Annotated in this window: 20 protein-coding genes; 19 read left to right on the plus strand and 1 reads right to left on the minus strand. The window is 65.7% G+C overall.

Going from position 1 to position 22,372, the window contains the following annotated elements; all coding sequences use genetic code 11:
- Positions 1-69 precede the first annotated feature (69 nt).
- The 8 genes from ribD (at position 70) to hisF (ending at position 5,996) form a co-directional block, all read left to right on the plus strand.
- Positions 70-1,137, plus strand: a complete 1,068-nt coding sequence (gene ribD / locus F8G81_RS09245) for a bifunctional diaminohydroxyphosphoribosylaminopyrimidine deaminase/5-amino-6-(5-phosphoribosylamino)uracil reductase RibD (RefSeq protein ID WP_267279178.1) — start codon at positions 70-72, stop codon at positions 1,135-1,137.
- Positions 1,137-1,841, plus strand: a complete 705-nt coding sequence (locus F8G81_RS09250) for a riboflavin synthase (protein ID WP_267278682.1) — start codon at positions 1,137-1,139, stop codon at positions 1,839-1,841. The genes ribD and F8G81_RS09250 overlap by 1 nt, the downstream gene beginning before the upstream one ends.
- Positions 1,838-2,569: a 3,4-dihydroxy-2-butanone-4-phosphate synthase gene (ribB, locus tag F8G81_RS09255; RefSeq protein WP_267278683.1), complete on the plus strand. Its 732-nt coding sequence runs from the start codon at positions 1,838-1,840 to the stop codon at positions 2,567-2,569. The genes F8G81_RS09250 and ribB overlap by 4 nt, the downstream gene beginning before the upstream one ends.
- Complete coding sequence (gene ribA / locus F8G81_RS09260) at positions 2,566-3,342, plus strand: GTP cyclohydrolase II (protein ID WP_267278684.1); 777 nt, start codon at positions 2,566-2,568, stop codon at positions 3,340-3,342. The genes ribB and ribA overlap by 4 nt, the downstream gene beginning before the upstream one ends.
- Positions 3,343-3,360: 18 nt before the next feature.
- A complete protein-coding gene (gene ribH / locus F8G81_RS09265) occupies positions 3,361-3,846 on the plus strand; it encodes a 6,7-dimethyl-8-ribityllumazine synthase (RefSeq protein ID WP_267278685.1) in 486 nt (161 codons plus the stop codon).
- A 95-nt stretch (positions 3,847-3,941) separates the two neighbouring features.
- Positions 3,942-4,205 (plus strand): phosphoribosyl-ATP diphosphatase, encoded by a 264-nt coding sequence (locus F8G81_RS09270; protein WP_028270786.1) that lies wholly within the window; start codon positions 3,942-3,944, stop codon positions 4,203-4,205.
- A 95-nt stretch (positions 4,206-4,300) separates the two neighbouring features.
- Complete coding sequence (hisG, locus tag F8G81_RS09275; RefSeq protein ID WP_267278686.1) at positions 4,301-5,161, plus strand: ATP phosphoribosyltransferase; 861 nt, start codon at positions 4,301-4,303, stop codon at positions 5,159-5,161.
- 58 nt (positions 5,162-5,219) lie between these two features.
- Positions 5,220-5,996 (plus strand): imidazole glycerol phosphate synthase subunit HisF, encoded by a 777-nt coding sequence (gene hisF, locus F8G81_RS09280; protein WP_267278687.1) that lies wholly within the window; start codon positions 5,220-5,222, stop codon positions 5,994-5,996.
- An 80-nt stretch (positions 5,997-6,076) separates the two neighbouring features.
- On the opposite strand, the gene F8G81_RS09285 is transcribed toward hisF, so the two are convergent.
- Positions 6,077-6,721 carry a TIGR03085 family metal-binding protein gene (locus F8G81_RS09285; RefSeq protein WP_267279179.1) on the minus strand — a complete coding sequence of 215 codons (645 nt, stop codon included), beginning with the start codon at positions 6,719-6,721 and terminating at the stop codon, positions 6,077-6,079.
- 111 nt (positions 6,722-6,832) lie between these two features.
- On the opposite strand from F8G81_RS09285, the gene hisI reads away from it, so the two are divergent.
- From hisI to pyk, 11 genes are all read left to right on the plus strand, one after another.
- Positions 6,833-7,318 carry a phosphoribosyl-AMP cyclohydrolase gene (hisI, locus tag F8G81_RS09290; protein ID WP_267278688.1) on the plus strand — a complete coding sequence of 162 codons (486 nt, stop codon included), beginning with the start codon at positions 6,833-6,835 and terminating at the stop codon, positions 7,316-7,318.
- A gap of 136 nt (positions 7,319-7,454) precedes the next feature.
- Positions 7,455-9,071 carry an anthranilate synthase component I gene (locus tag F8G81_RS09295; RefSeq protein WP_267279180.1) on the plus strand — a complete coding sequence of 539 codons (1,617 nt, stop codon included), beginning with the start codon at positions 7,455-7,457 and terminating at the stop codon, positions 9,069-9,071.
- A complete protein-coding gene (locus F8G81_RS09300; RefSeq protein ID WP_267278689.1) occupies positions 9,071-9,736 on the plus strand; it encodes a Trp biosynthesis-associated membrane protein in 666 nt (221 codons plus the stop codon). The genes F8G81_RS09295 and F8G81_RS09300 overlap by 1 nt, the downstream gene beginning before the upstream one ends.
- Positions 9,737-9,844: 108 nt before the next feature.
- Positions 9,845-10,132, plus strand: coding sequence for an HGxxPAAW family protein (locus F8G81_RS09305; protein WP_267278690.1), 288 nt, complete (start codon positions 9,845-9,847; stop codon positions 10,130-10,132).
- On the plus strand, positions 10,132-10,953 hold the full coding sequence (gene trpC, locus F8G81_RS09310) for an indole-3-glycerol phosphate synthase TrpC (protein WP_267278691.1): 822 nt from the start codon (positions 10,132-10,134) through the stop codon (positions 10,951-10,953). The genes F8G81_RS09305 and trpC overlap by 1 nt, the downstream gene beginning before the upstream one ends.
- Positions 10,954-11,084: 131 nt before the next feature.
- Positions 11,085-12,488, plus strand: a complete 1,404-nt coding sequence (trpB, locus tag F8G81_RS09315; protein WP_267278692.1) for a tryptophan synthase subunit beta — start codon at positions 11,085-11,087, stop codon at positions 12,486-12,488.
- Positions 12,488-13,294: a tryptophan synthase subunit alpha gene (gene trpA / locus F8G81_RS09320; protein ID WP_267278693.1), complete on the plus strand. Its 807-nt coding sequence runs from the start codon at positions 12,488-12,490 to the stop codon at positions 13,292-13,294. The genes trpB and trpA overlap by 1 nt, the downstream gene beginning before the upstream one ends.
- 6 nt (positions 13,295-13,300) lie before the next feature.
- On the plus strand, positions 13,301-14,443 hold the full coding sequence (lgt, locus tag F8G81_RS09325; protein ID WP_267278694.1) for a prolipoprotein diacylglyceryl transferase: 1,143 nt from the start codon (positions 13,301-13,303) through the stop codon (positions 14,441-14,443).
- Between the two features lie 265 nt (positions 14,444-14,708).
- Positions 14,709-19,325 carry a glutamate synthase large subunit gene (gene gltB, locus F8G81_RS09330; RefSeq protein WP_267278695.1) on the plus strand — a complete coding sequence of 1,539 codons (4,617 nt, stop codon included), beginning with the start codon at positions 14,709-14,711 and terminating at the stop codon, positions 19,323-19,325.
- Positions 19,318-20,775, plus strand: a complete 1,458-nt coding sequence (locus tag F8G81_RS09335; protein ID WP_267278696.1) for a glutamate synthase subunit beta — start codon at positions 19,318-19,320, stop codon at positions 20,773-20,775. The genes gltB and F8G81_RS09335 overlap by 8 nt, the downstream gene beginning before the upstream one ends.
- A gap of 95 nt (positions 20,776-20,870) precedes the next feature.
- Entirely contained in the window at positions 20,871-22,358 is a 1,488-nt protein-coding gene (gene pyk, locus F8G81_RS09340) for a pyruvate kinase (protein WP_267278697.1), read from the plus strand.
- The last annotated feature ends 14 nt before the right edge of the window (positions 22,359-22,372 follow it).

Here is a 22,372-nt window from a genome sequence, read left to right on the forward strand (position 1 = left end):
ACAGGCACCCGTCAGGCAGCGCCGCCCGACGACGTCGTGACCGCTTTCACTGCAGCGGAATCGGCTGCCATGGACGCCGCCCTTGAAGCAGCCCTGCGGGGGCCGCGCGGAGCAAATCCGCTGGTGGGTGCCGTCGTCGTGGATGCCTACGGCACACAACTTGTCACCGGATACCACCGCGGCGCAGGTACCGCCCACGCGGAAGCCGATGCGATTGCCCAGGCAGCGGCCGCCGGGATTGACCTCCGCGGTTCAACCATGGTGGTCACGCTGGAACCCTGCAACCACTCCGGGCGCACGGGCCCCTGCGCCCAGGCGATCATCGGTGCGGGCATCACGGACGTCATTTACGCCGTTGATGACCCGCATGACCCCGCTGCCGGGGGCGCGGCTACCCTGCGGGAAGCAGGTGTCAGTGTCCGCAGCGGACTGGCGGCCGGCGAGGCGCTGGAACTGAACCGCCAGTGGTTCCAGGCTGTCGCTGCGAAACGTCCCTTTGTGACGCTTCACATTGCCCAGACCCTGGACAGCCGGATCGCGGCCGAGGACGGCACTAGCCAGTGGATTTCGAGCCCTGAATCCCTGGCCGATAACCATGCCCTGAGGGCCCGGATCGATGCCATCCTGGTGGGAACCCAGACTGTCCTGGTGGACAACCCGCGGCTGACCGCCCGCGACGCGAGCGGCGCACCCGCTGGAAAGCAGCCCCTCCGGGCAGTCATGGGACTGCGGGACATTCCTGCCGATGCCGCCGTCCGCGGGGACGACGGCCATGTTCTCCATCTGCCCACGCGTGATCCACGGGAAGCGCTGTCGCTGCTCTACGCAGCGGGCGTCCGCCACCTGATGGTGGAGGGCGGATCGCGGATCCTCAGTGCGTTCCTCACCGCGGAACTCGTGGACGAACTCATCGTCTACGTGGCCCCCACCCTGCTCGGGTCAGGGACGCCTGCCCTGAACGGGCTGGGGATCAGTACCCTCGCGGATGCCCAGCAATGGGAATGGGATGCGTCCGACGGCGGCGCGGTGCGCACGCTCGGCCGCGACCTGAGGCTCCACCTGCATCCGCAACGAATTGAAGCTTTGGCACCACAACCATCCCGCGCCGGCGCGGAACAAGCCTTGGGAGGCTACTGATGTTTACCGGAATTATTGCCGAACAGGGCCACGTGCTGTCCGTTGACAGGGACGGCGATACCAGCGCCACTGTCAGGCTGCATGCACCAGGCACCACCGAAGGGCTTGGCCTGGGCGGGTCCATCGCGGTGAACGGCGTCTGCCTGACTGCTACCGAGATCAACGGCAAGGAATTCAGCGTGGACGTGATGGGCGAAACCTTGGTCCGCACCACCATTGGGGAACTGGCCTCCGGCGACTCGGTCAACCTTGAGCGCTGCGTGCCGGCCGGCGGAAGGCTGGACGGGCACGTCGTCCAGGGCCATGTGGACGGGGTTGGCCGGCTGCTGGAACGCGAAGCCCTGGGGAACTGGGAACGGCTCCGCTTCGGCGTGCCCGCCAACCTGGCACGCTACATTGCGGAGAAGGGCTCCATCGCGATCGACGGCGTCTCCCTCACCGTGACGGCCGTCAGCCCGGCCCCCGAACCTGAACCGTGGTTTGAAGTGGGGCTGATCCCCACCACTTTGGCCGAGACCGGACTGGGGGCGAAAACGGAAGGCAGCAGGGTCAACCTTGAAGTTGACGTCCTGGCCAAATACACCGAGCGGCTCCTTGCCTTCAGTGCAGGAGCTGCCAGCAGCGTCACCAGCGGCACCAGTGCCGCCAGCAGCGTCAGCGCATCCAGCAGCACCGTCACCAGCACCGCAGGCGGCGCACGATGAACGGGACGGCCCGGCTGGAGCCGGTCTCCGCGCCAGCATTAGCAGTAGCTCCAGCCCTGAGGCTCGATCCAGTCGAGGACGCAATCCGCGCCATCGCGGCCGGCAGACCAGTGCTGGTGGTGGACAACGAGGACCGCGAAAACGAAGGTGACATCATCTTCGCTGCCCAGCACGCCACACCCGCCCTGATGGGCTGGACGATCCGGTACAGCTCAGGGGTTATCTGCGTCCCGCTGTCAGGTGAACGCGCCGATGCCTTGGCGTTGCCGCCCATGGTGCTGGTCAACGAGGACGCCAAGGGTACGGCGTACACCGTTTCCTGCGATGCCGCAGTGGGCGTGAGCACCGGCATTTCCGCGACGGACCGCGCTTTGACGGCCAGGGTCCTGGCGGATCCCGCCGCCGGGCCTGCCTCCGTCACCAGGCCCGGGCATATTTTCCCCTTGCGGGCCGTTAACGGGGGAGTGCGTGAGCGTCCCGGCCACACCGAGGCCGCCGTTGACCTCTGCCGGCTCGCCGGACTGGAGCCGGTGGGCGTGATCGCGGAAGTTGTCTATGACGACGGAGAAATGATGCGCTTGGACGGACTGCGGAGCTTCGCTGCTGAACACGGCTGCCCCCTGATCTCGATCGAGGATCTGGTGGCTTACCTTGGAGCAGAGCCCGCGGCCACCGCGGAGAGAGGTACCCGGGCCACGAACCCGGGAGGAGAAGAGGAGATACGATGACGGCTTCCGGAGCTACTGACGACAGTCACCAGAATGGCCACCACAATAATGGCCACCACGGGAACGGCCAGCACAGTAACGGCCACCACAAGGGACAGACCGGCAATACCAAAGTCCTCCACCCCGTCAGCGGCGGTCCCATCGTTCAGCTTCCTACGGCGTTCGGTGACTTTGTTGCGCAAGCGTGGACCGACCTGGTTACCGGTGCCGAGCACCTGGCCGTCAGCTCACCCAACCCGCCTAAAGACGGTAAGGCCCCGCTGGTGCGGCTGCACTCGGAATGCCTCACCGGGGACATCTTCGGTTCCTACCGGTGTGACTGCGGTGAACAGCTGGCTTATGCCCTGGAGATGATCCAGGAGTTCGGCGGGACCCTGCTGTACCTGCGCGGGCAGGAGGGCCGGGGCATCGGATTGGCCAACAAAATCAAGGCCTACGCCCTCCAGGAAGCCGGTTTCGACACGGTGGAGGCCAACGAGCAGCTGGGGCTCCCGGTGGATGCCCGGTGCTACAACGCCGCGGCCCAGGTCCTGGCCGAGATGGGCCTCCACGAGGTCCGGCTGCTGAGCAACAACCCGGACAAGCAGAACAGGCTGGCCAAGGCCGGCGTGAAGGTGGTGGAGATGGTTCCCACGGAGGTGCCTTCCCGCGACCAGAACATCCGGTACCTGCAGACGAAAAAGGACCGGATGGAACACCGGCTCACGCTGGACACCCACATCGCCACAGTGCCTGCCATCGCGGCGGACACTTTCGACCACGAACAAGACTGAACGGATCACGATTTACGCATGAGCGGACACGGCGCACCAGATATTGACCTCACCACCCTCAACCCGGCCGAGACGGCCCAGCTCCGGCTGGCCATTGTGGCGGCCAGTTGGCACACCCAGATTATGGACGGGCTCCTGGATGGTGCCCTCCGCGCCGCCAAGGACGCCGGCATCAGCGAACCCACCGTGGTGAGGGTTCCGGGCAGCTTCGAACTTCCGGTCGCTGCCGCGCGGCTGGCACCGCACTTCGACGCGGTGGTTGCCCTCGGCGTCGTCATCCGGGGCGGAACCCCGCACTTTGAGTACGTCTGCCAGGCGGCGACGTCGGGACTGACCGATGTCAGCGTCTCCACCGGAGTGCCGGTGGGCTTCGGCGTCCTGACCTGCGACACCGAGCAGCAGGGCCTGGACCGCGCCGGGCTGCCGGGATCCAAGGAAGACAAGGGGCATGAGGCCGTCACCGCGGCGCTGGCCACCGCCGTCGTACTCAAGCAGTACCGCTAGCAAAGCACGGGTGCGGGGTGTCTTCCGTCACACCGCACCCGTCATGCTACGGCCCGACAGGCGCCCCCGGGCCCGCAGCAAGTAGGCTGTAGGGCGTGAAGAATTTCGAGACGCTGTTCGCTGAACTGAGTGAGAAGGCAGCCACCCGTCCGGCAGGCTCCCGCACCGTCGCTGAATTGGAGTCCGGAGTCCACGGCATCGGCAAGAAAGTCGTGGAGGAAGCAGCCGAAGTATGGATGGCCGCAGAGTATGAATCCGACGAGGCCGCGGCCGAGGAGATCTCCCAGTTGCTCTACCACCTGCAGGTCCTGATGCTCGCCAAAGGGCTGACCCTGGAAGACGTCTACAAGCATCTGTAGCCACTGCGGCACCCCGCGCGGACAAACAACTCTGCCGGTGCCCACGTGTGGCCCGTTTGCCTGATCAAAAGACCTCCCAACCAAGAAAGATCCCCATGCTGCGAGTAGCCGTACCCAACAAGGGCTCCCTGTCCGAAGCCGCCTCCGAAATGCTGTCCGAAGCCGGTTACCGCCAGCGCCGCGACACCCGCGAGCTGGTCATGGTGGACCCTGACAACGACATCGAATTCTTCTTCCTCCGCCCGCGCGACATCGCCGTCTACGTCGGCCAGGGAACGCTCGACGTCGGCATCACCGGCCGCGACCTGCTGCTGGACGCCGAGGTGGAAGCGGAGGAACTGCTCCCGCTCGGTTTTGCCGCCTCAACCTTCCGCTTCGCCGGCCCCGTGGGCGACTTCGCCAAGGTAGAGGAGCTCGAAGGCAAACGCCTGGCCACCAGCTATGACGGCCTCCTGCGCGGCTACCTCGCCGGGCTGGGAATCAACGCCAGGGTTGTCCGCCTCGACGGCGCCGTGGAATCATCCGTACGCCTCGGCGTGGCTGACGCCATCGCCGACGTCGTGGAGACCGGAAGCACCCTCAAGGCGGCCGGAATGGAAATCTTCGGCGAGCCCATCCTGAAGTCCGAAGCCGTCCTGATCCGCCGCACCGGAGAGGGTGGAGCCGCCAACGGCACCGCCAAGGAGATCGAGGTCCTGATCCGCCGGCTCCAGGGTGTCCTGGTGGCGCGCCAGTATGTCCTGATGGACTACGACATCCGCAAGGAACTGGTGGAACGCGCCGCGGCCCTGACCCCGGGCCTCGAGTCACCCACCGTGTCGCCGCTGCGGGACTCCGACTGGGTGGCTGTCCGCTCGATGGTGCCCAAGAGGGAAACCAACCGGATCATGGACGAGCTCTACGACCTCGGCGCACGCGCCATCCTGGTCAGCAGCATCCACGCCTGCCGCATCTGAGCCTCACGCCCAGACAATGCCGGCCAGCAGTATCCACCACTGAATTCCAGGAGTACCCATGGCTGTAGCCGTACGCGTCATTCCGTGCCTCGATGTCGACGCAGGCCGCGTCGTCAAGGGCGTCAACTTCGAGGGCCTGCGGGACGCCGGAGACCCTGTCGAACTGGCGCACCGGTACGACAACGCAGGGGCGGATGAGCTGACGTTCCTGGACGTCACAGCATCCTCGGGCAACAGGGAAACCACCTTCGACGTGGTCCGCCGCACCGCCGAGGAAGTCTTCATTCCACTGTGCGTCGGCGGCGGAGTGCGGGGCGTTGCCGAGGTGGACAAGCTGCTGCGCTTCGGCGCGGACAAGGCCTCCATCAACACCGCCGCCGTGGCACGCCCGGAGGTCATCGACGAGATCACGCGCCACTTTGGCTCGCAGGTGCTTGTCCTCTCCCTGGACGCACGCCGCACCCGCCCCGGGTCTGTCCCCACGCCGTCGGGCTTTGAGGTCACCACCCACGGCGGGCGTACCGGGACCGGCATCGACGCCATTGCCTGGGCGAAGGAAGCGGCCGAGCGCGGCGTGGGCGAGATCCTGTTGAACTCCATTGACGCCGACGGCACCAAGGATGGATTCGACCTCGAGCTCATCCGGCTGGTGCGTGCGGCGGTGAAGGTTCCCATCATCGCCTCAGGCGGAGCAGGGGAGCCCGCACACTTCCCGCCCGCGGTAGCTGCCGGCGCGGACGCCGTCCTGGCCGCGTCGATCTTCCACTGGGGACCCGACGACATGATGTCCCAGGTCAAGCAGGCCATCCGGGATGCAGGCTTCGAGGTCCGCTAGCATCTTCCAACCCAACTGGGTAGCGCTATGTGTCGTTTTGAGCGCTCATAACGACACTTAGCGCTACCCAGTTGGGAGGGTTAGAGGCCCACTTCTGCTGACTGGAGAAGCGCGACGGCGTCGGGCTGGCCTTCGAAGGTGACCAGGGCATGGCGGGTCCGGCCGTGGGCGTGCATCAGCAGCTCGCCCGGCTCACCAACAATGGCCACGGATACCGGGGCGCGCTTGGCCACGTGGCGCGGACCTGAGGGCCGGACCAGCACAATGCCAAGATCCACCCCGCGGTAAAGGATGGCGGCGCGCTTGATGAGTTCATCCCAGAGCGCTTCCGAATAGGCTTCGTCGAGGGCGCGGGGTGCCCAGCGGTCCACAGCCCGGCGGACGTCCTCGGTGTGGACGAAATACTCGATCAGGTTGGAACTCTCGTCCAGGGCCTTGATGTTCATGGGTGACAGCGCAGGCGGACCGGCGCGGAACGTGTTGACCAGCCCGGCGTAGTCGTCAGCCGTTTTCAGCTTCGCGGCAAGTTTCGCCGTTGCCTTGTCCGAGGCCTTGGACAGGCTCTTGATGATCAGGCCCAATCCCACGGCCGCCTTGCGTTCGCGCAGGTAAAGGTGCGCGGCAAGGTCCCTGGTGCGCCAGCCTTTGCAGAGCGTGGGGGCATCAGGACCGGCCGCAAGCAGGGTCTCGGCCAGGACTTCTCGGGACGGGTCGACGAAATGCATCACTTGTGAAACTAGCACGACAGCCGGGGAGATGGGCAGCAGAACCGCCACCGGGGCCGTGCGCTTGTTCACACTCCTGACGGGATGCGCAGAGGCACTAGACTTGGTCTGATGTCTGAGCAGCCCGCCCCCCAGCCAACCCCTGATTCCGCCGTGCCCGCAGGCCTTTCGGCGGGGCACACCGACGGACCTGTAGGGGTCGCCTCGGGAAGCCTGCCCGCCGGCCCGCTTCCGGAAGACGTTGCCGCTGCGCTGAAGCGGGACAGTGCCGGACTGGTGGCGGCCATAGTGCAGCAATTCGACACCGACGAGGTGCTGATGCTCGGCTGGATGGATGACGAGGCACTGCACCGCACCATGACCAGCGGACGGGTAACGTTCTATTCCCGCTCCCGCCAGGAGTATTGGCGCAAGGGGGACACGTCCGGGCATGTTCAGTGGGTCAAGTCAGTGGCACTGGACTGCGATGGCGACGCCCTGCTGGTGCGCGTGGACCAGGTGGGTGCCGCCTGCCACACCGGCACCCGCACCTGCTTTGACGGCAGGGAACTGCAGGTCAGTACAGTAAGCACCGGCGGCGCAGGCCAGGCGGGCTGACCGGCTCCCAGCCATGCGGGGCGGTCCAGTCCCGCCGCACCCTGAGTATTCTGAGTTTTCTGAGTTTTCGAACAGCACACCGCGGATGTCCGCCACCATGCGGGCGCCCTACAAGAACAGGCGGAGAGCCATAGCCATGCAGGACCTCGGAATCATCAGCCCGGGCCTCGAGGAGTTCCGTGAACTCGCCGGCACCAGCCGTGTCATCCCCGTCCGGCTCAAGGTCCTGGCGGACGCTGAGACGCCTATCGGCCTCTACCGGAAGCTGGCCCAGGGGCAGCCCGGAACCTTCCTGATGGAATCCGCGGCCGTGGGCGGGACCTGGTCCCGCTACTCCTTCATCGGAGCCAATTCCCGGGCAACGCTGACCACGAAGGACGGTGAGGCGCACTGGCTGGGCCAGCCGCCCGTTGGTGTGCCGGTGGACGGGAACCCGGTTGATGCCATCAGGGACACCATCGAAGCGCTCCGCACTGACAGGTTCGAGGGGCTGCCGCCCTTTACCTCAGGCCTGGTGGGATTCCTGGGTTGGGAAACGGTCCGGCACTGGGAACGGCTGACCAGCCCGCCCGAGGACGATCTCCAGCTGCCGGAAATGGCGCTGAACCTGGTGTCCAATATGGCTGTGCATGACAATGTCGACGGCACCGTGCTCCTGATCGCCAACGCCATCAACTTCGATGACAGCTCCGAACGCGTGGACGAGGCCTGGCACGACGCCGTGGCCCGGGTCAAGGCACTCCTGACCCAGATCAGCACGCCCGTGGCGCAGCCCGTGTCAGTCCTGGAGCCTGCCGCTTTGGATTTCGCCTCCAGCGTCCAGGAGCGCTGGGACGAGCCTGCCTACCTGGCGGCGCTGGACCGCGGCAAGGAAGCCATTGTCGACGGCGAGGTGTTCCAGGTGGTGATTTCGCGCCGCTTCGAGATGGAATGCGGAGCCTCTCCGCTCGACGTCTACCGCGTCCTGCGGAACACCAACCCCAGCCCCTACATGTACATCTTCAGCCTTGCGGACGCCGACGGCCGCGAATACTCGATCGTTGGTTCCTCGCCCGAGGCCCTGGTGACAGTCACAGGCGAGGAAGTCATCACCCATCCCATCGCCGGTTCGCGGCCCAGGGGCAAGACGGTGGAGGCTGACAAAGCCCTGGCCGAGGAACTCCTGGCAGACCAAAAGGAACGCGCCGAGCACCTGATGCTGGTGGACCTGTCCCGCAACGATCTCTCCAAGGTCTGCGTGGCGGGAACCGTTGACGTGACGCAGTTTATGGAAGTGGAGCGCTTCAGCCACATCATGCACCTGGTGTCCACGGTGGTAGGCCAACTGGCGCCGGGGGCCAAAGCCTACGACGTCCTGAAGGCAACGTTCCCTGCCGGGACACTGTCCGGTGCTCCCAAGCCCCGCGCACTGCGCCTGTTGGACGAACTCGAACCCCATCGCCGCGGCATCTACGGCGGCGTGGTGGGCTACCTGGACTTCGCGGGCGACATGGACATGGCCATCGCCATCCGGTCCGCGTTGCTGCGGGAGGGACGCGCCTACGTGCAGGCAGGAGGCGGCATTGTTGCTGATTCGGTCAACCCGACGGAGGCGCTGGAAACCGTGAATAAGGCCGCAGCTCCGCTGCGCGCCGTCCACACCGCAGGATCACTGCACAACATTTCGGCGGACACCATTTCGGCGGACACCATTTCGGCTGACACCGTTCCCGATGCCGGCAGCGCCGGCCATACCAGCCGGGCGAACGACTGATGCCCGTTCCTGAAACAGCCGCCGGCCGCACCGGCAAAGCAGGAGGAACCCCCGGTTGGGCACGAAAGTCCACTGTGGTCCTGCTGATCGCCGCGCTGGCCTTGGCTGTTTTCGGCACCACTACGCAGACGTGGATGACGGTCAGCCTGGATCCGGACCAAGTGGGACAGGCCGGCAGTTCCCAAAGCACACTCCAGGTCCAGGGCAGCAAAGCCGCCACGACGGTGACAGCACTGGCCCTCGTGGCGCTGGCCGGGGGACTGGCCGCATCCATCGCCGGCAGGATCGCCCGCTGGGTGGCCGCCGTCATTATCGTCCTGGCCTCAGCCGGGATCGTTGCTGCCGCCGCCACGGTGCTTGCCGACCCGCTGGCTGCCGCGCAGGGTTCCATCGCGGCCGCCACCGGTGTCACCGGGAGTGACGCGCAAGTGTCACTGACCGCCTTCCCGGCCGTCGCCGTCGTGATCGGCATCCTGCTGGCGGTGGGCGCCGTGCTGATCATCCCGGCCGGACGGTACTGGAAGTCACGGACAAAATATGACGCCGCCACCTATGATGCGGCCAAAGGTGACACCGCCGTCGCTGGCAGCGCGGCCGCCGCTGCGGGCCCCGTAGACGAGATTGACAGCTGGGACAGGCTGTCCCGGGGCGACGATCCCACCTGACCGGAGCAGGCCGGCAGGTCCGGGGGAGCAGTCCCGCGCCCTGCCGGTAAGCAGGTCCCGGCTAAAAAATGGCAGAATGTAAGCAGTATTCACCCTGAGGAGATTTCCATGAGCAAAGCACCTGCGTCCGTTTCCAAGTCAGGCACCCGGACGGTTGCCCCCGGCGCCGTCGATCACAGCCAGGAACTTGGCCACGGCAACAGCCCGGCCGCCTGGACCTGCGTGATCGTTATGCTGGTAGGCGCCCTCGTTGCCTCTATCGCGTTTGTGATCAACAGCACCCCCATCTTCATCGCCGGCGCAGCCGTGATGGTCCTCGGCCTGATCCTCGGTTACGTCATGCGCAAGGCAGGCTACGGCGTCGAAGGCAGCAAGCTGAAGAACTCCGGCCACTGATGGCGACTGTTCTCGATGACATCAATGCCGGTGTCAGGGAGGATATGGAGGCCAGGAAGCGCCTCGTTTCGATCACCGAACTGAAGGACCGGGCGGCGGCTGCGGCTCCGGCCCGGGACGCCTGGGCTGCGCTGGGCGGCCCGTCCGAGCGGCGGGACCAGCTCAAAGTCATCGCGGAAATCAAGCGCCGCAGTCCCTCCAAGGGTGACCTCGCCGCGATCGTGGATCCGGCCTCCCTCGCGGAGCAGTATGCCGACGGCGGGGCTGCAGTCATCAGCGTCCTGACCGAACAGCGGCGCTTCAATGGCTCGCTCGCGGACCTGGACGCCGTCCGGGCGCGCGTTGATGTCCCGCTGCTGCGCAAGGACTTCACGCTGGACGAGTACCAGATCTGGGAAGCCCGCGCCCACGGCGCGGACCTGATCCTGCTGATCGTCGCCGCGCTTTCCGATTCCCAGCTCCAGGACTTCAGCGCACTCAGCCGGGAACTCGGCATGAACGTGCTGGTGGAGACGCACACGGAAGAGGAAATCGAACGCGCCGTGGCTGCGGAGGCGCGGCTCATTGGCGTAAACGTGCGGAATCTGAAAACGCTCGACGTCGACCGTTCCGTTTTTGCCTCCCTCGCCGGGATGATTCCCGCCGGGGCGCTGATCATCGCCGAATCCGGTGTGCGCGGCGTGGATGATGTGACCCATTACGCCGCCAGCGGCGCGAACGCCATCCTGGTGGGCGAGGCCCTGGTCAGCGATTCCACTCCCCGTGAGCGGATCGCAGAGTTTACGGCGGCGGGGGCTGCCGCGATCGCTGCACGCGCTTGACCACCCGCGGGCCCGCGGCGGCAACAGGCACTGAAAGCCTGGAGCGCTGCTGCCCGCCTTTGCACCGCGCGGGCCATGGGCCCGCGGCACCACACTTCTGAAACGATCAACTGAACAGGACGGTGAGACTGATGGTTGACGCACCTTCAGGGAACGCTGACAACAACGCCGCGGATGCATTCCTGCAGGGCGGCTCCCTCAAGCACGCCCCGGGGCCCTACTTCGGCGGGTACGGCGGACGCTGGATGCCCGAGTCCCTCATCGCCGCCCTGGACGAACTTGAAGACACGTTCGAAAAGGCCAAGGCGGATCCTGACTTCCTCGCCCAGATCGCGGACCTGAACAAAAACTATTCGGGCCGGCCCTCCCTCCTGACCGAAGCCAAGCGCTTCTCCGAGCACGCAGGCGGCGCCAGGGTCTTCCTCAAGCGCGAGGACCTGAACCACACCGGATCGCACAAGATCAACAACGTGCTGGGGCAGGCCCTCCTGGCCAAGCGGATGGGCAAGACCCGTGTGATCGCCGAGACCGGGGCAGGACAGCACGGCGTGGCAAGTGCCACCGCCGCCGCCCTGCTGGGCCTTGAATGCGTCGTCTACATGGGTGCGGAAGACTGCCGCCGGCAGGCCCTGAACGTGGCGCGCATGCAGCTGCTGGGCGCCACCGTGGTTCCTGTCGTCAACGGTTCCCAGACCCTCAAGGACGCCATCAACGACGCCCTCCGGGACTGGGTCAGCAACGTGGACACCACCCACTACCTCCTGGGCACCGCCGCCGGGGCGCACCCGTTCCCGGCCATGGTCCGGTTCTTCCACGAAGTGATCGGCGAGGAAGCCCGGGCACAGATCCTGGACCAGACCGGAAAGCTTCCGGATGCCGTCTGCGCCTGCATTGGCGGCGGCTCCAATGCCATCGGCATCTTCCACGGTTTCCTGGACGATCCCGAGGTCAAAATCTACGGCTTCGAGGCCGGCGGTGACGGGGTGGACACCGGACGCCATGCTGCCACCATTACGCTCGGCAAGCCGGGCGTCCTGCACGGCGCACGGTCCTACCTCATGCAGGACGACGACGGCCAGACCATCGAGTCCCACTCCATTTCGGCAGGCCTGGACTACCCGGGGGTAGGGCCGGAGCATGCCTACCTCGCCGACATCGGGCGGGTCAGCTACGAACCCATTACCGACAGCGAAGCGATGGACGCCTTCAAGCTGCTGTGCCAGACCGAGGGCATCATTCCGGCGATCGAGTCCTCGCACGCCCTGGCCGGCGCCATCAAGGTGGGCAAGCGGCTGACGGAGGGCAAGGCCGACCCTTCGGAGACTGTGATCATCGTCAACCTCTCCGGCCGTGGCGACAAGGACGTGGAGACCGCAGCGGATTGGTTCGACATGCTGGATGAGGAGGGCAAGGTCAAGGGCACCAACCTTTCCACCCGCAAGCCCAAGGGCCCCTCGGACAGGGCAGCCACCGAAGCCGTTCCTGCCGCCAGCAATGCGGGGACCAACGCTGACAACAATGAGGACCAGAAGTGATGACTGAACAGACGGCCAGCAAGTCGGCAGCTGCCATCGACCGTGCCCGCGACGCCGGACGCTCAGCCCTGGTGTGCTACCTGCCCGCCGGTTACCCGGATGTCCAGTCCACCATCGACGCCGGCATTGCCATGGCGAAGAACGGCGCGGACCTGATCGAAATCGGCATCCCGTACTCTGACCCGGTGATGGACGGTCCCGTCATCCAGGCAGCCACCACAGAAGCCATCGCCAACGGTTTCCGGGTTGACAGCGTGTTCGACGTCGTCGCGGGGATCACCGCGGCTACCGACGTCGCCGTGCTGGTGATGACCTACTGGAACCCTGTGGTCAGGATGGGCGTGGACGAGTTCTCCCGCCGGCTGGCCGAGGCCGGGGGAGCGGGACTCATTACGCCGGACCTCATCCCGGACGAAGCGTCCGAGTGGTTCGCGGCCTCCGACAAATACGGACTGGACCGGGTTTTCCTCGTGGCACCCTCATCGTCTCCCGAGCGCCTGGCCATGACGGTCAAGGCCAGCCGCGGCTTTGTCTACGCCGTCTCCATCATGGGTGTCACCGGGACCCGGCAGGATGTCAGCAGCAGCGCGGAACAGCTCGTAGCGGACACACATGCCGCCGGTGCCGAGCGTGTGTGCGTGGGGCTTGGCGTGTCCAACGCCGGCCACGTCCGGGAGATCGCCGCCTACGCGGACGGCGTGATTGTGGGCACTGCACTGGTGGCCGCCATCCGCGACGGCGGTGTCCCCGCAGTTGCCGATCTCACCAGGGAACTCAGCGCGGGACTCGTCAGGGAAGAAGCTTAACCAAACATGCAGACCCTCATGTACGCCGCAGGCCTGGTGCCCGCCGCGATCCCCAGCCCGGACTGGTCCGGCTTCGACATCCCGCTGCCGTGGGGTTCGCTGCGCATCCACGCCTACGCCCTCTGCATCCTTGCCGGCATCATTGTGGGCCTTTGGCTGACCTCCATCCGGTGGGCCCGGCGGGGTGCACCCGAAGGCAGCGTGTGGGACATCGTCATCTGGGCGATTCCGTTCGGCATCATCGGCGGCCGGCTGTACCACGTGGTGTCATCCCCGGACGCCTACTTCGGCCCGGGCTTTGACGGCACCGGTGATCTCTCGCTCATCCCGCAGATCCAGCGCGGCGGGCTGGGGATCTGGGGAGCAGTGGTGCTGGGGGTCCTCGGAGCCTGGATCGGCTGCCGGCGTTCCGGCGTTAAGCTCAGCGCCTTCCTGGACGCTGCCGCACCCGGCCTGCTCCTGGCGCAGGCCGTGGGCCGCTGGGGGAACTACTTCAACCAGGAACTCTTCGGCGGACCCACCACCCTTCCGTGGGGCCTGCAGATCGACGCTGACAACGCCAATTTCCCGGCCGGCATGCCAACGGACACCCTGTTCCACCCCACCTTCCTGTACGAGTCACTGTGGAACATCGCCGGAGTGCTGATCCTGCTGGCCCTGGACCGGAAGTTCCACTTCCGGCGCGGACGGCTCTTCTGGCTCTACGCCGTGTACTACACGCTGGGCCGGGTCTGGATCGAAGCCATGCGTATCGATGAAGCCGAGCAGATCAGCCTCCTCGGGATCACGGCCAGGCTGAATGTCTGGACCAGCATTGTGGTCCTGCTGGTGGCGTTGGCCGCGTTCATCCTGTTGGGAATGAAGGGCCGTCCGGAGCCGGACAGCCCGTATCTGGCGGGTCAGGAACCAGCCGGGGACAACGAGGAGGACGAAGGCAAACCGGTCCGGGATGCGGACTCTGTTGTCTCAGATAGTGAATCGCGTGATAATCTCCCTGATAACCAAAGCGGTTCCGGCCACTCTTCCACCCCCAAGGAAGATGTGCCGGCATCTCCGGCGGGCACCACGTCCGTACCGGAGTCGCCGGTGGCCGGAAGTTCCGGCCACAAAGCCACAGGATCCGCGCCGGAGGCTGGCACCAGCAAGTAACACGCCGGCAGGCAGGGCAAGAAGAGTCACCTCTCGAAGCGCCCGCACACCACAGCGTCGTGGCATCGGGGCCCACCCCGGAAAGCAAGAGCTGCTGACCGGTCCAAGCCCGGGTCAGGGGTCTGCGTAACTGTTAGTTCAGCAGACCGGCCTGGCCTACAATTTCCAGTAGCAATAAACACTTTGTTGTGCCCATCACACAGGCTGACGAGTGGGGCCAACGTTGTCCCTTCCATACGCACGATCAGGAGGAAGGACGTCTCCCATGACCCAAACTCTTCACACTCCCAGTTGGTCCGAACCGGACCAGCCTGTGGCCGCCATGTCGCCATTCGAGCGCTTCGCGGCCCTTCCGGAGGCACGTGGGCTCTACAACCCGGAGCAGGAGAAGGACGCCTGCGGTCTTGCAATCATCGCCACCCTCCGCGGTGAGCCCGGCTACGACATTGTTGACGCCGCCTTGACTGCCCTGCGCAACCTTGAGCACCGCGGTGCCGTCGGCGCGGACGAAGGAACCGGCGACGGCGCCGGACTCCTGATGCAGATCCCGGACGAGTTCTTCCGGGCAGTCACCGAATTCGAACTCCCGGCCCCCGGCCAGTACGTTGCGGGCACGGCTTTCCTCCCTGCCGAGCAGCGCGAAGCCGATGCCGCGAAGGCCGGAATCGAAGGCCTGGCCGCGGACGAGGGCCTGGTGGTCCTTGGCTGGCGCGAGGTGCCAATCGTTGCAGACCTGGTCGGTGCCATGGCCCGTGCCTGCATGCCGTACTTCTCGCAGCCCTTCCTGGCCTCGGCCACCGGCGAGGAACTGGACCGGAACGAGCTGGACTCCCGGGCCTGGCGCCTCCGCAAGCGCGCGCAGAACAAGTTCGGCGTGTACTTCCCGTCGCTGTCCTCCCGGACCATCGTCTACAAGGGCATGCTGACCACCGCGCAGCTGGAGCCGTTCTACCCGGACCTCTCGGACAAGCGGTTCAAGACCAAGCTGGCCATCGTCCACTCCCGGTTCTCCACCAACACGTTCCCGTCCTGGCCGCTGGCCCAGCCGTTCCGCACCATCGCGCACAACGGCGAAATCAACACGGTCAAGGGCAACCGGAACTGGATGCGTGCCCGCCAGTCGCAGCTTGCCAACCCGCTCCTGGGGGACTCCCCGGAGGAGCTGTATCCCATCTGCACCCCTGGCGCGTCCGACTCCGCCTCCTTCGACGAGGTGGCGGAACTGCTCTGGTTGTCCGGCCGGCCCATCACGCACTCGATCATGATGATGATCCCCGAGGCCTGGGAAAACCACGCCACCATGGATCCGGCACGGCGCGCATTTTATGAGTACCACTCGCTGCTGATGGAACCGTGGGACGGCCCTGCAGCCGTGTCCTTCACCGACGGCAACCTGGTGGGTGCCACCCTTGACCGCAACGGGCTGCGCCCCGGACGCTACTGGATCACCGAGGACGGCCTGATCGTCTTCGCCTCCGAAGTCGGCGTGATCGACGTCGAAGCCTCCAAGGTGGTCAAAAAGGGCCGCGTTTCGCCGGGCAAGATGTTCCTGGTGGATACGGACAGCGGCCGCATCATCGACGACGAAGAGGTCAAGGCCGAGGTCGCCGCGGCGAATCCCTGGGCCGAGTGGGTCAAGGACAACCTGATCGACCTCAACGAACTTCCCGAGCGCGAGCACGTGGTCCACACCGCTGCCTCGGTGAACATCCGCCAGCGCACCTTCGGCTACACCACCGAAGAGCTCAAGATCCTGCTCGGCCCGATGGCCCGCACCGGCGCAGAGCCGCTGGGTGCCATGGGTTCCGATACCCCCGTGGCCGTGCTGTCCAAGCGTCCGCGGCTGCTCTTTGACTACTTTGTGCAGTCCTTCGCGCAGGTCACCAATCCGCCGCTGGACGCCATCCGCGAAGAGCTTGTCACCTCCCTCACCTGTGCCATCGGCCCCAACGGGAACCTGCTGGACACCAAGCAGGTCCGCCAGCCCCAGGTTTCGCTGCCGTTCCCGGTGATCAACAACGACCAGCTGGCCAAGATCGCCAACATCGAAAACGCCGACGGCGACAAGGTGGCCATGAAGGTCCGCGGCCTCTACCGCCCGGAAGGCGGCGAGAACGCGCTCCGCGCCCGGCTCACCGAAATCTGCGAGCAGGTTTCCGGCGCCATCAACCGCGGCGTGCAGTACGTGGTGCTGTCCGACCGTGACTCCAACGCGCAGTGGGCACCCATCCCGTCGCTGCTGCTGGTCAGCGCCGTGCACCACCACCTGCTCCGCAGCGCCAACCGCACCAAGACCGCCTTGGTGGTTGAGGCCGGCGACGTCCGGGAAACGCACCACGTGGCCGTGCTGGTGGGCTATGGCGCTTCCGCCGTAAACCCGTACCTGGCCATGGAATCCGTGGAACAGCTCATCGCCTCCGGCGACGTTGTGGGCGTGACCCCGCAGGACGGCGTCTACAACCTCATCAAGGGCCTGGGCAAGGGTGTCCTGAAGATCATGTCCAAGATGGGCATCTCCACCGTGGCGTCCTACACCGGCGCACAGACGTTCGAGGCCCTGGGCCTCGGGCAGGAACTCGTGGACGAATTCTTCGCGGGAACGCACTCCCAGCTTGGCGGTGTGGGCCTCGACGTCATCGCCGCTGAAGTTTCGGCGCGCCACCAGATGGCCTACCCCGAGGGCGGCATCGAACAGCCGCACCGGCCCCTGCTGGGCGGCGGCGAGTACCAGTGGCGCCGCGACGGCGAGCCGCACCTGTTCAACCCGGAGACGGTTTTCCGCCTGCAGCACGCCACGCGTGAGCGTCGCTACGACATCTTCAAGTCCTACACCAGGGGCGTTGACGACCAGTCCGAGAACCTGATGACCCTGCGTGGCCTGCTGAAGTTCAAGACCGGCCAGCGTCCCGCGGTTCCGCTGGAGGAAGTGGAGCCAGTCTCCAGCATCGTCAAGCGGTTCTCCACGGGTGCCATGAGCTACGGCTCCATCTCCCAGGAGGCGCACGAAACCCTGGCGATCGCCATGAACCAGTTGGGCGGCAAGTCCAACACCGGTGAAGGCGGCGAGGACGTGGACCGCCTGCTGGACCCGAAGCGCCGCTCCGCCGTGAAGCAGATCGCCTCCGGCCGGTTCGGTGTGACCAGCCTGTACCTGAGCAACGCCGACGACATCCAGATCAAGATGGCGCAGGGTGCCAAGCCCGGCGAAGGTGGCCAGCTGATGGCGCAGAAGGTCTACCCCTGGGTGGCCCGCACGCGGCACTCAACCCCCGGCGTCGGACTGATCTCGCCGCCTCCGCACCACGACATCTACTCGATCGAGGACCTCGCGCAGCTCATCTACGATGCGAAGCGCGCCAACCCCTCGGCCCGTGTACACGTCAAGCTGGTATCGGAAGTCGGGATCGGCACTGTGGCGTCCGGCGTGACCAAGGCGAAGGCCGACGTCGTACTGGTTTCCGGCCATGACGGCGGAACCGGCGCTTCCCCCCTGAATTCGCTCAAGCATGCCGGTGTGCCTTGGGAGCTGGGGCTCGCAGAGACCCAGCAGACCCTGATGCTGAACGGTCTCCGTGACCGTGTGGTGGTGCAGGTGGACGGCCAGCTCAAGACCGGCCGCGACGTCGTGATCGCGGCGCTGCTCGGCGGCGAGGAGTTCGGTTTCGCCACCGCTCCGCTGGTGGTGTCCGGCTGCATCATGATGCGCGTCTGCCACCTGGACACCTGCCCGGTAGGCGTAGCGACGCAGAACCCTGAGCTGCGTTCTCGCTTCAACGGCAAGCCCGAGTTTGTGGTCAACTTCTTCGAATTCCTTGCCGAGGAAGTCCGCGAGATCCTTGCCGAGCTTGGTTTCCGCAGCCTGGAGGAGGCGATCGGCCACGCCGAAATGCTGGATGCCCGCGAGGCGATCAACCACTGGAAGGCCGATGGCCTGGACCTTGATCCGATCCTGCACGGACTCGAGTTTGATGATGATGCGCCGCTGCGGAACCTCACGTCGCAAAACCACGAGCTGGACAAGCACTTTGACCAGCGCCTGATCACCATGGCCACCGAGGCGCTGACTGACCGCAGCCCGGTCAAGATCGCCGTGGACGTCATCAACACGGACCGCTCCGTGGGAACCATGCTGGGCCACGTTGTGACCAAGACGTTCAGCACCGACGTCCTGGCGACGGACACCATCGACATCACGCTGACCGGAACGGCCGGCCAGTCGCTGGGCGCCTTCCTGCCGGCCGGCATCACGCTGCGCCTGTTCGGTGACTCCAACGACTACGTGGGCAAGGGCCTTTCCGGCGGACGGATCATCGTCCGGCCGGACCGCACCAACGTGTTCAAGGCGGAAAACAACGTCATCGCCGGAAACGTGATCGGCTACGGCGCCACCAGCGGCGAGATGTACCTCCGCGGCCAGGTGGGCGAACGCTTCCTGGTGCGCAACTCCGGTGCAACAGCCGTTGTTGAAGGCATTGGCGACCATGGCTGCGAGTACATGACGGGCGGCCAGACGCTGATCATCGGCCGCACCGGGCGCAACTTCGGTGCCGGCATGTCCGGCGGCACGGCCTATGTGCTGGACCTGCAGACCACGCGGGTGAACAAGGACGCCCTGCAGAGCGGCGAACTCCAGCTCCTCGAGCTCGACGCGGAGGACCGTGACATTGTCCACGGGCTCCTGGTCAAGCACCACGAAGAGACGGAATCCCTGCTGGCCGCGCGGCTGTTGGAGAACTTCGACGACACCGCTGCCCGCATTACCAAAGTGCTTCCGCGCGACTACGCGGCAGTCCTGCAAACCCGTCTTGACGCCATCGAAGAGGGCCTTGACCCCGACGGCGAAGAAGTATGGTCTCGAATCCTGGAGGTGACCGGTGGCTGATCCACGCGGATTTCTTAAAGTACGGCAGCGTGAAACCCAGCCACGGCGCCCCGTTCCGGTCCGCATCATGGACTGGAAGGAAGTCTACGAGGCCCAGGAAAAAGGTGTCCTGAAAGCCCAGGCCGGCCGCTGCATGGACTGCGGCGTGCCGTTCTGCCACCAGGGCTGCCCGCTGGGGAACCTGATTCCGGAATGGAACGACCTCACCTGGCGGGACAAGGGGGAGGAAGCAATTGAGCGGCTGCACGCCACCAACAACTTCCCCGAGTTCACCGGCCGGCTTTGCCCGGCACCGTGCGAGGCTTCCTGTGTGCTGGGCATCAACCAGCCTGCGGTGACCATCAAGCAGGTTGAAGTCTCCATCATCGACGAAGCGTTCGAAAACGGCTGGGTCAACCCGCTGCCCCCCACACGCCTTACCGGAAAGACCGTTGCCGTCGTCGGCTCCGGCCCCGCCGGCCTGGCAGTGGCGCAGCAGCTGACCCGGGTGGGCCACACCGTGGCCGTGTACGAGCGCGACGACAAGATCGGCGGGCTCCTGCGCTACGGAATCCCTGACTTTAAGATGGAAAAAGAGCAGGTGGACCGCCGCATCGAGCAGATGAAGGCGGAGGGCACCCGCTTCCGCACCGGCGTTTCCGTGGGCACGGATGTGACCTGGGAGCAGCTCCGGCGCCGGTATGACGCCGTGGTGGTCTGCACCGGCGCCACCGTTCCGCGTGACCTGCCCATCCCCGGCCGGGAGCTGGACGGCGTCCACTTCGCGATGGACTACCTTGTCCCGGCCAACCGCGTCGTTGCGGGGGAGTCAGTGGAGGACCAGATACACGCCCGCGGCAAGCACGTGGTCATCCTGGGTGGCGGCGATACCGGCGCGGACTGCCTCGGCACCGCCCACCGCCATGGGGCAGCCTCTGTGACCACCCTGGCCATCGGCAAGCAGCCTCCCATCGAGCGGGCCGGCCACCAGCCGTGGCCCACCTTCCCCACCCTGTTCGAGATGGCCAGCGCGCATGAGGAAGGCGGCGAACGCACCTACCTCGCCTCCACCGTGGAGTTTGTCGGCGAAAACGGCAAGCTGACCGGCGTCAAGGTTGCCGAAACGGAATTTGTGGACGGCAAGCGGCTCCCGAAGGCCGGCACCGAGCGGGTCATCCCGGCCGACCTCGTGTTCCTGTCACTCGGATTCACCGGCGCCGAACCTGCGGGCATCACCGAGCAGGTCAGTGCCGAGTTCGACGGACGCGGCAATGTGTCCCGTGACGGTTACTACATGACCAACACCGAGGGAATCTTCGTGGCCGGGGACGCCGGCCGCGGGCAGTCGCTCATTGTCTGGGCCATCGCCGAGGGCAGGGCCTGCGCGGCAGCCGTGGACAAGTTCCTGATGGGCACTACCATCCTTCCTGCACCCGTGGCCCCGACCGACAGGGCAATCGCGGTTCTGTGAGCGCCGATTTGTCGGCGCGGTTTATCGGGGGTTTGACCCCTCGAGTTCATCTCCACAACAACTTAATCAATGCAGCAAACTACTAGGGTAGGTATATGAGACGCGCTAAAATTGTGGCCACTTTCGGACCGGCAATTGCCAGCTTTGAAAACACCCTCGCGGTGTTGGAAGCCGGCGTTGATGTTGCCCGGATGAACATGAGCCACGGCGACTATTCCGTTCACGACAACACCTACGAGAACGTCCGCAAGGCTTCGGCCAAGCTGAGCAAGCCCGTTGCGATCATGGCAGACCTTCAGGGTCCCAAGATCCGCCTGGGCCGGTTCGTTGACGGCCCGCACGCGCTGGCCGTTGGTGACATCTTCACCATCACCACCGAAGACGTTCCCGGCACCAAGGAAATCTGCTCCACCACGCTCAAGAGCCTCACCGAGGACGTCAACCCGGGCGATGCCCTGCTGATCGATGACGGCAAGGTGGCACTGCGTGCCATCGAGGTGGACGACGTCAAGGTCGTGGCCGAAGTAACCGTGGGCGGCATGGTGTCCAACAACAAGGGCATCAACCTTCCCGGCGTGGCCGTCAACGTCCCGGCGCTGAGCGAAAAAGACGAGGATGACCTCCGCTGGGCCATGCGCCGCGGTGTTGACCTCATAGCGCTTTCGTTCGTCCGCGACGCCTCGGACATCGTCCGCGTCCACGAGATCATGGATGAGGAAGGCCGCCGTGTGCCGGTCATCGCCAAGATCGAAAAGCCGCAGGCAGTGGACCAGCTCCACGAGATCATCGACGCGTTCGACGCGATCATGGTGGCCCGTGGCGACCTCGGTGTGGAACTTCCCCTTGAGGAAGTGCCGATCGTCCAGAAGCGCGCCATTGAACTGGCCCGCCGCTGGGCCAAGCCGGTCATCGTGGCCACCCAGGTGCTCGAATCCATGATCGATAACCCGCGGCCCACCCGTGCAGAGGCTTCTGACTGTGCCAACGCCGTGCTCGATGGTGCTGACGCTGTCATGCTCTCCGGCGAGACCAGCGTGGGCAAGTACCCCATCGAAACCGTCAAGGTCATGGCCCGGATCATCGAATCCACCGAGGTCCACGGCCTGGAGCGCGTCCCGCCGCTGGGGACCAAGCCCAAGACCCGTGGCGGCGCCATCACCCGTGCCGCCGTCGAAATTGCCGATCAGCTGGAAGCAAAGTACATCTGTACCTTCACCCAGTCCGGTGACTCCGCACGCCGCCTGTCCCGCCTGCGTCCCATCAAGCCGGTCTTCGCATTCACTCCGGTGGAGCACGTGTGGAACCAGCTGGCGCTGACCTGGGGAATCCAGCCGGTGCTGGTCCCCATGGTGGGCCACACCGACGAGATGACCGCCCAGGTTGACCGCAGCCTGCTGGAAATGGAACTGGTGGAAGACGGTGACCTGGTGGTCATCGCTGCCGGTTCCCCTCCCGGAAAGGCCGGTTCCACGAACTCGCTGAAGGTCCACAAGGTGGGCGACCTCGCCGACACCACCGGTCCTGGCGAGACAGCTGGAAACAAGGAAAAGCTTGGCCCGTGGCCGGAAAAGAAGAAGAAGTAAGCAGCTGAAAAGGG

The organism is Arthrobacter sp. CDRTa11 (genome assembly GCF_026427775.1).
GTDB lineage: Bacteria > Actinomycetota > Actinomycetes > Actinomycetales > Micrococcaceae > Arthrobacter.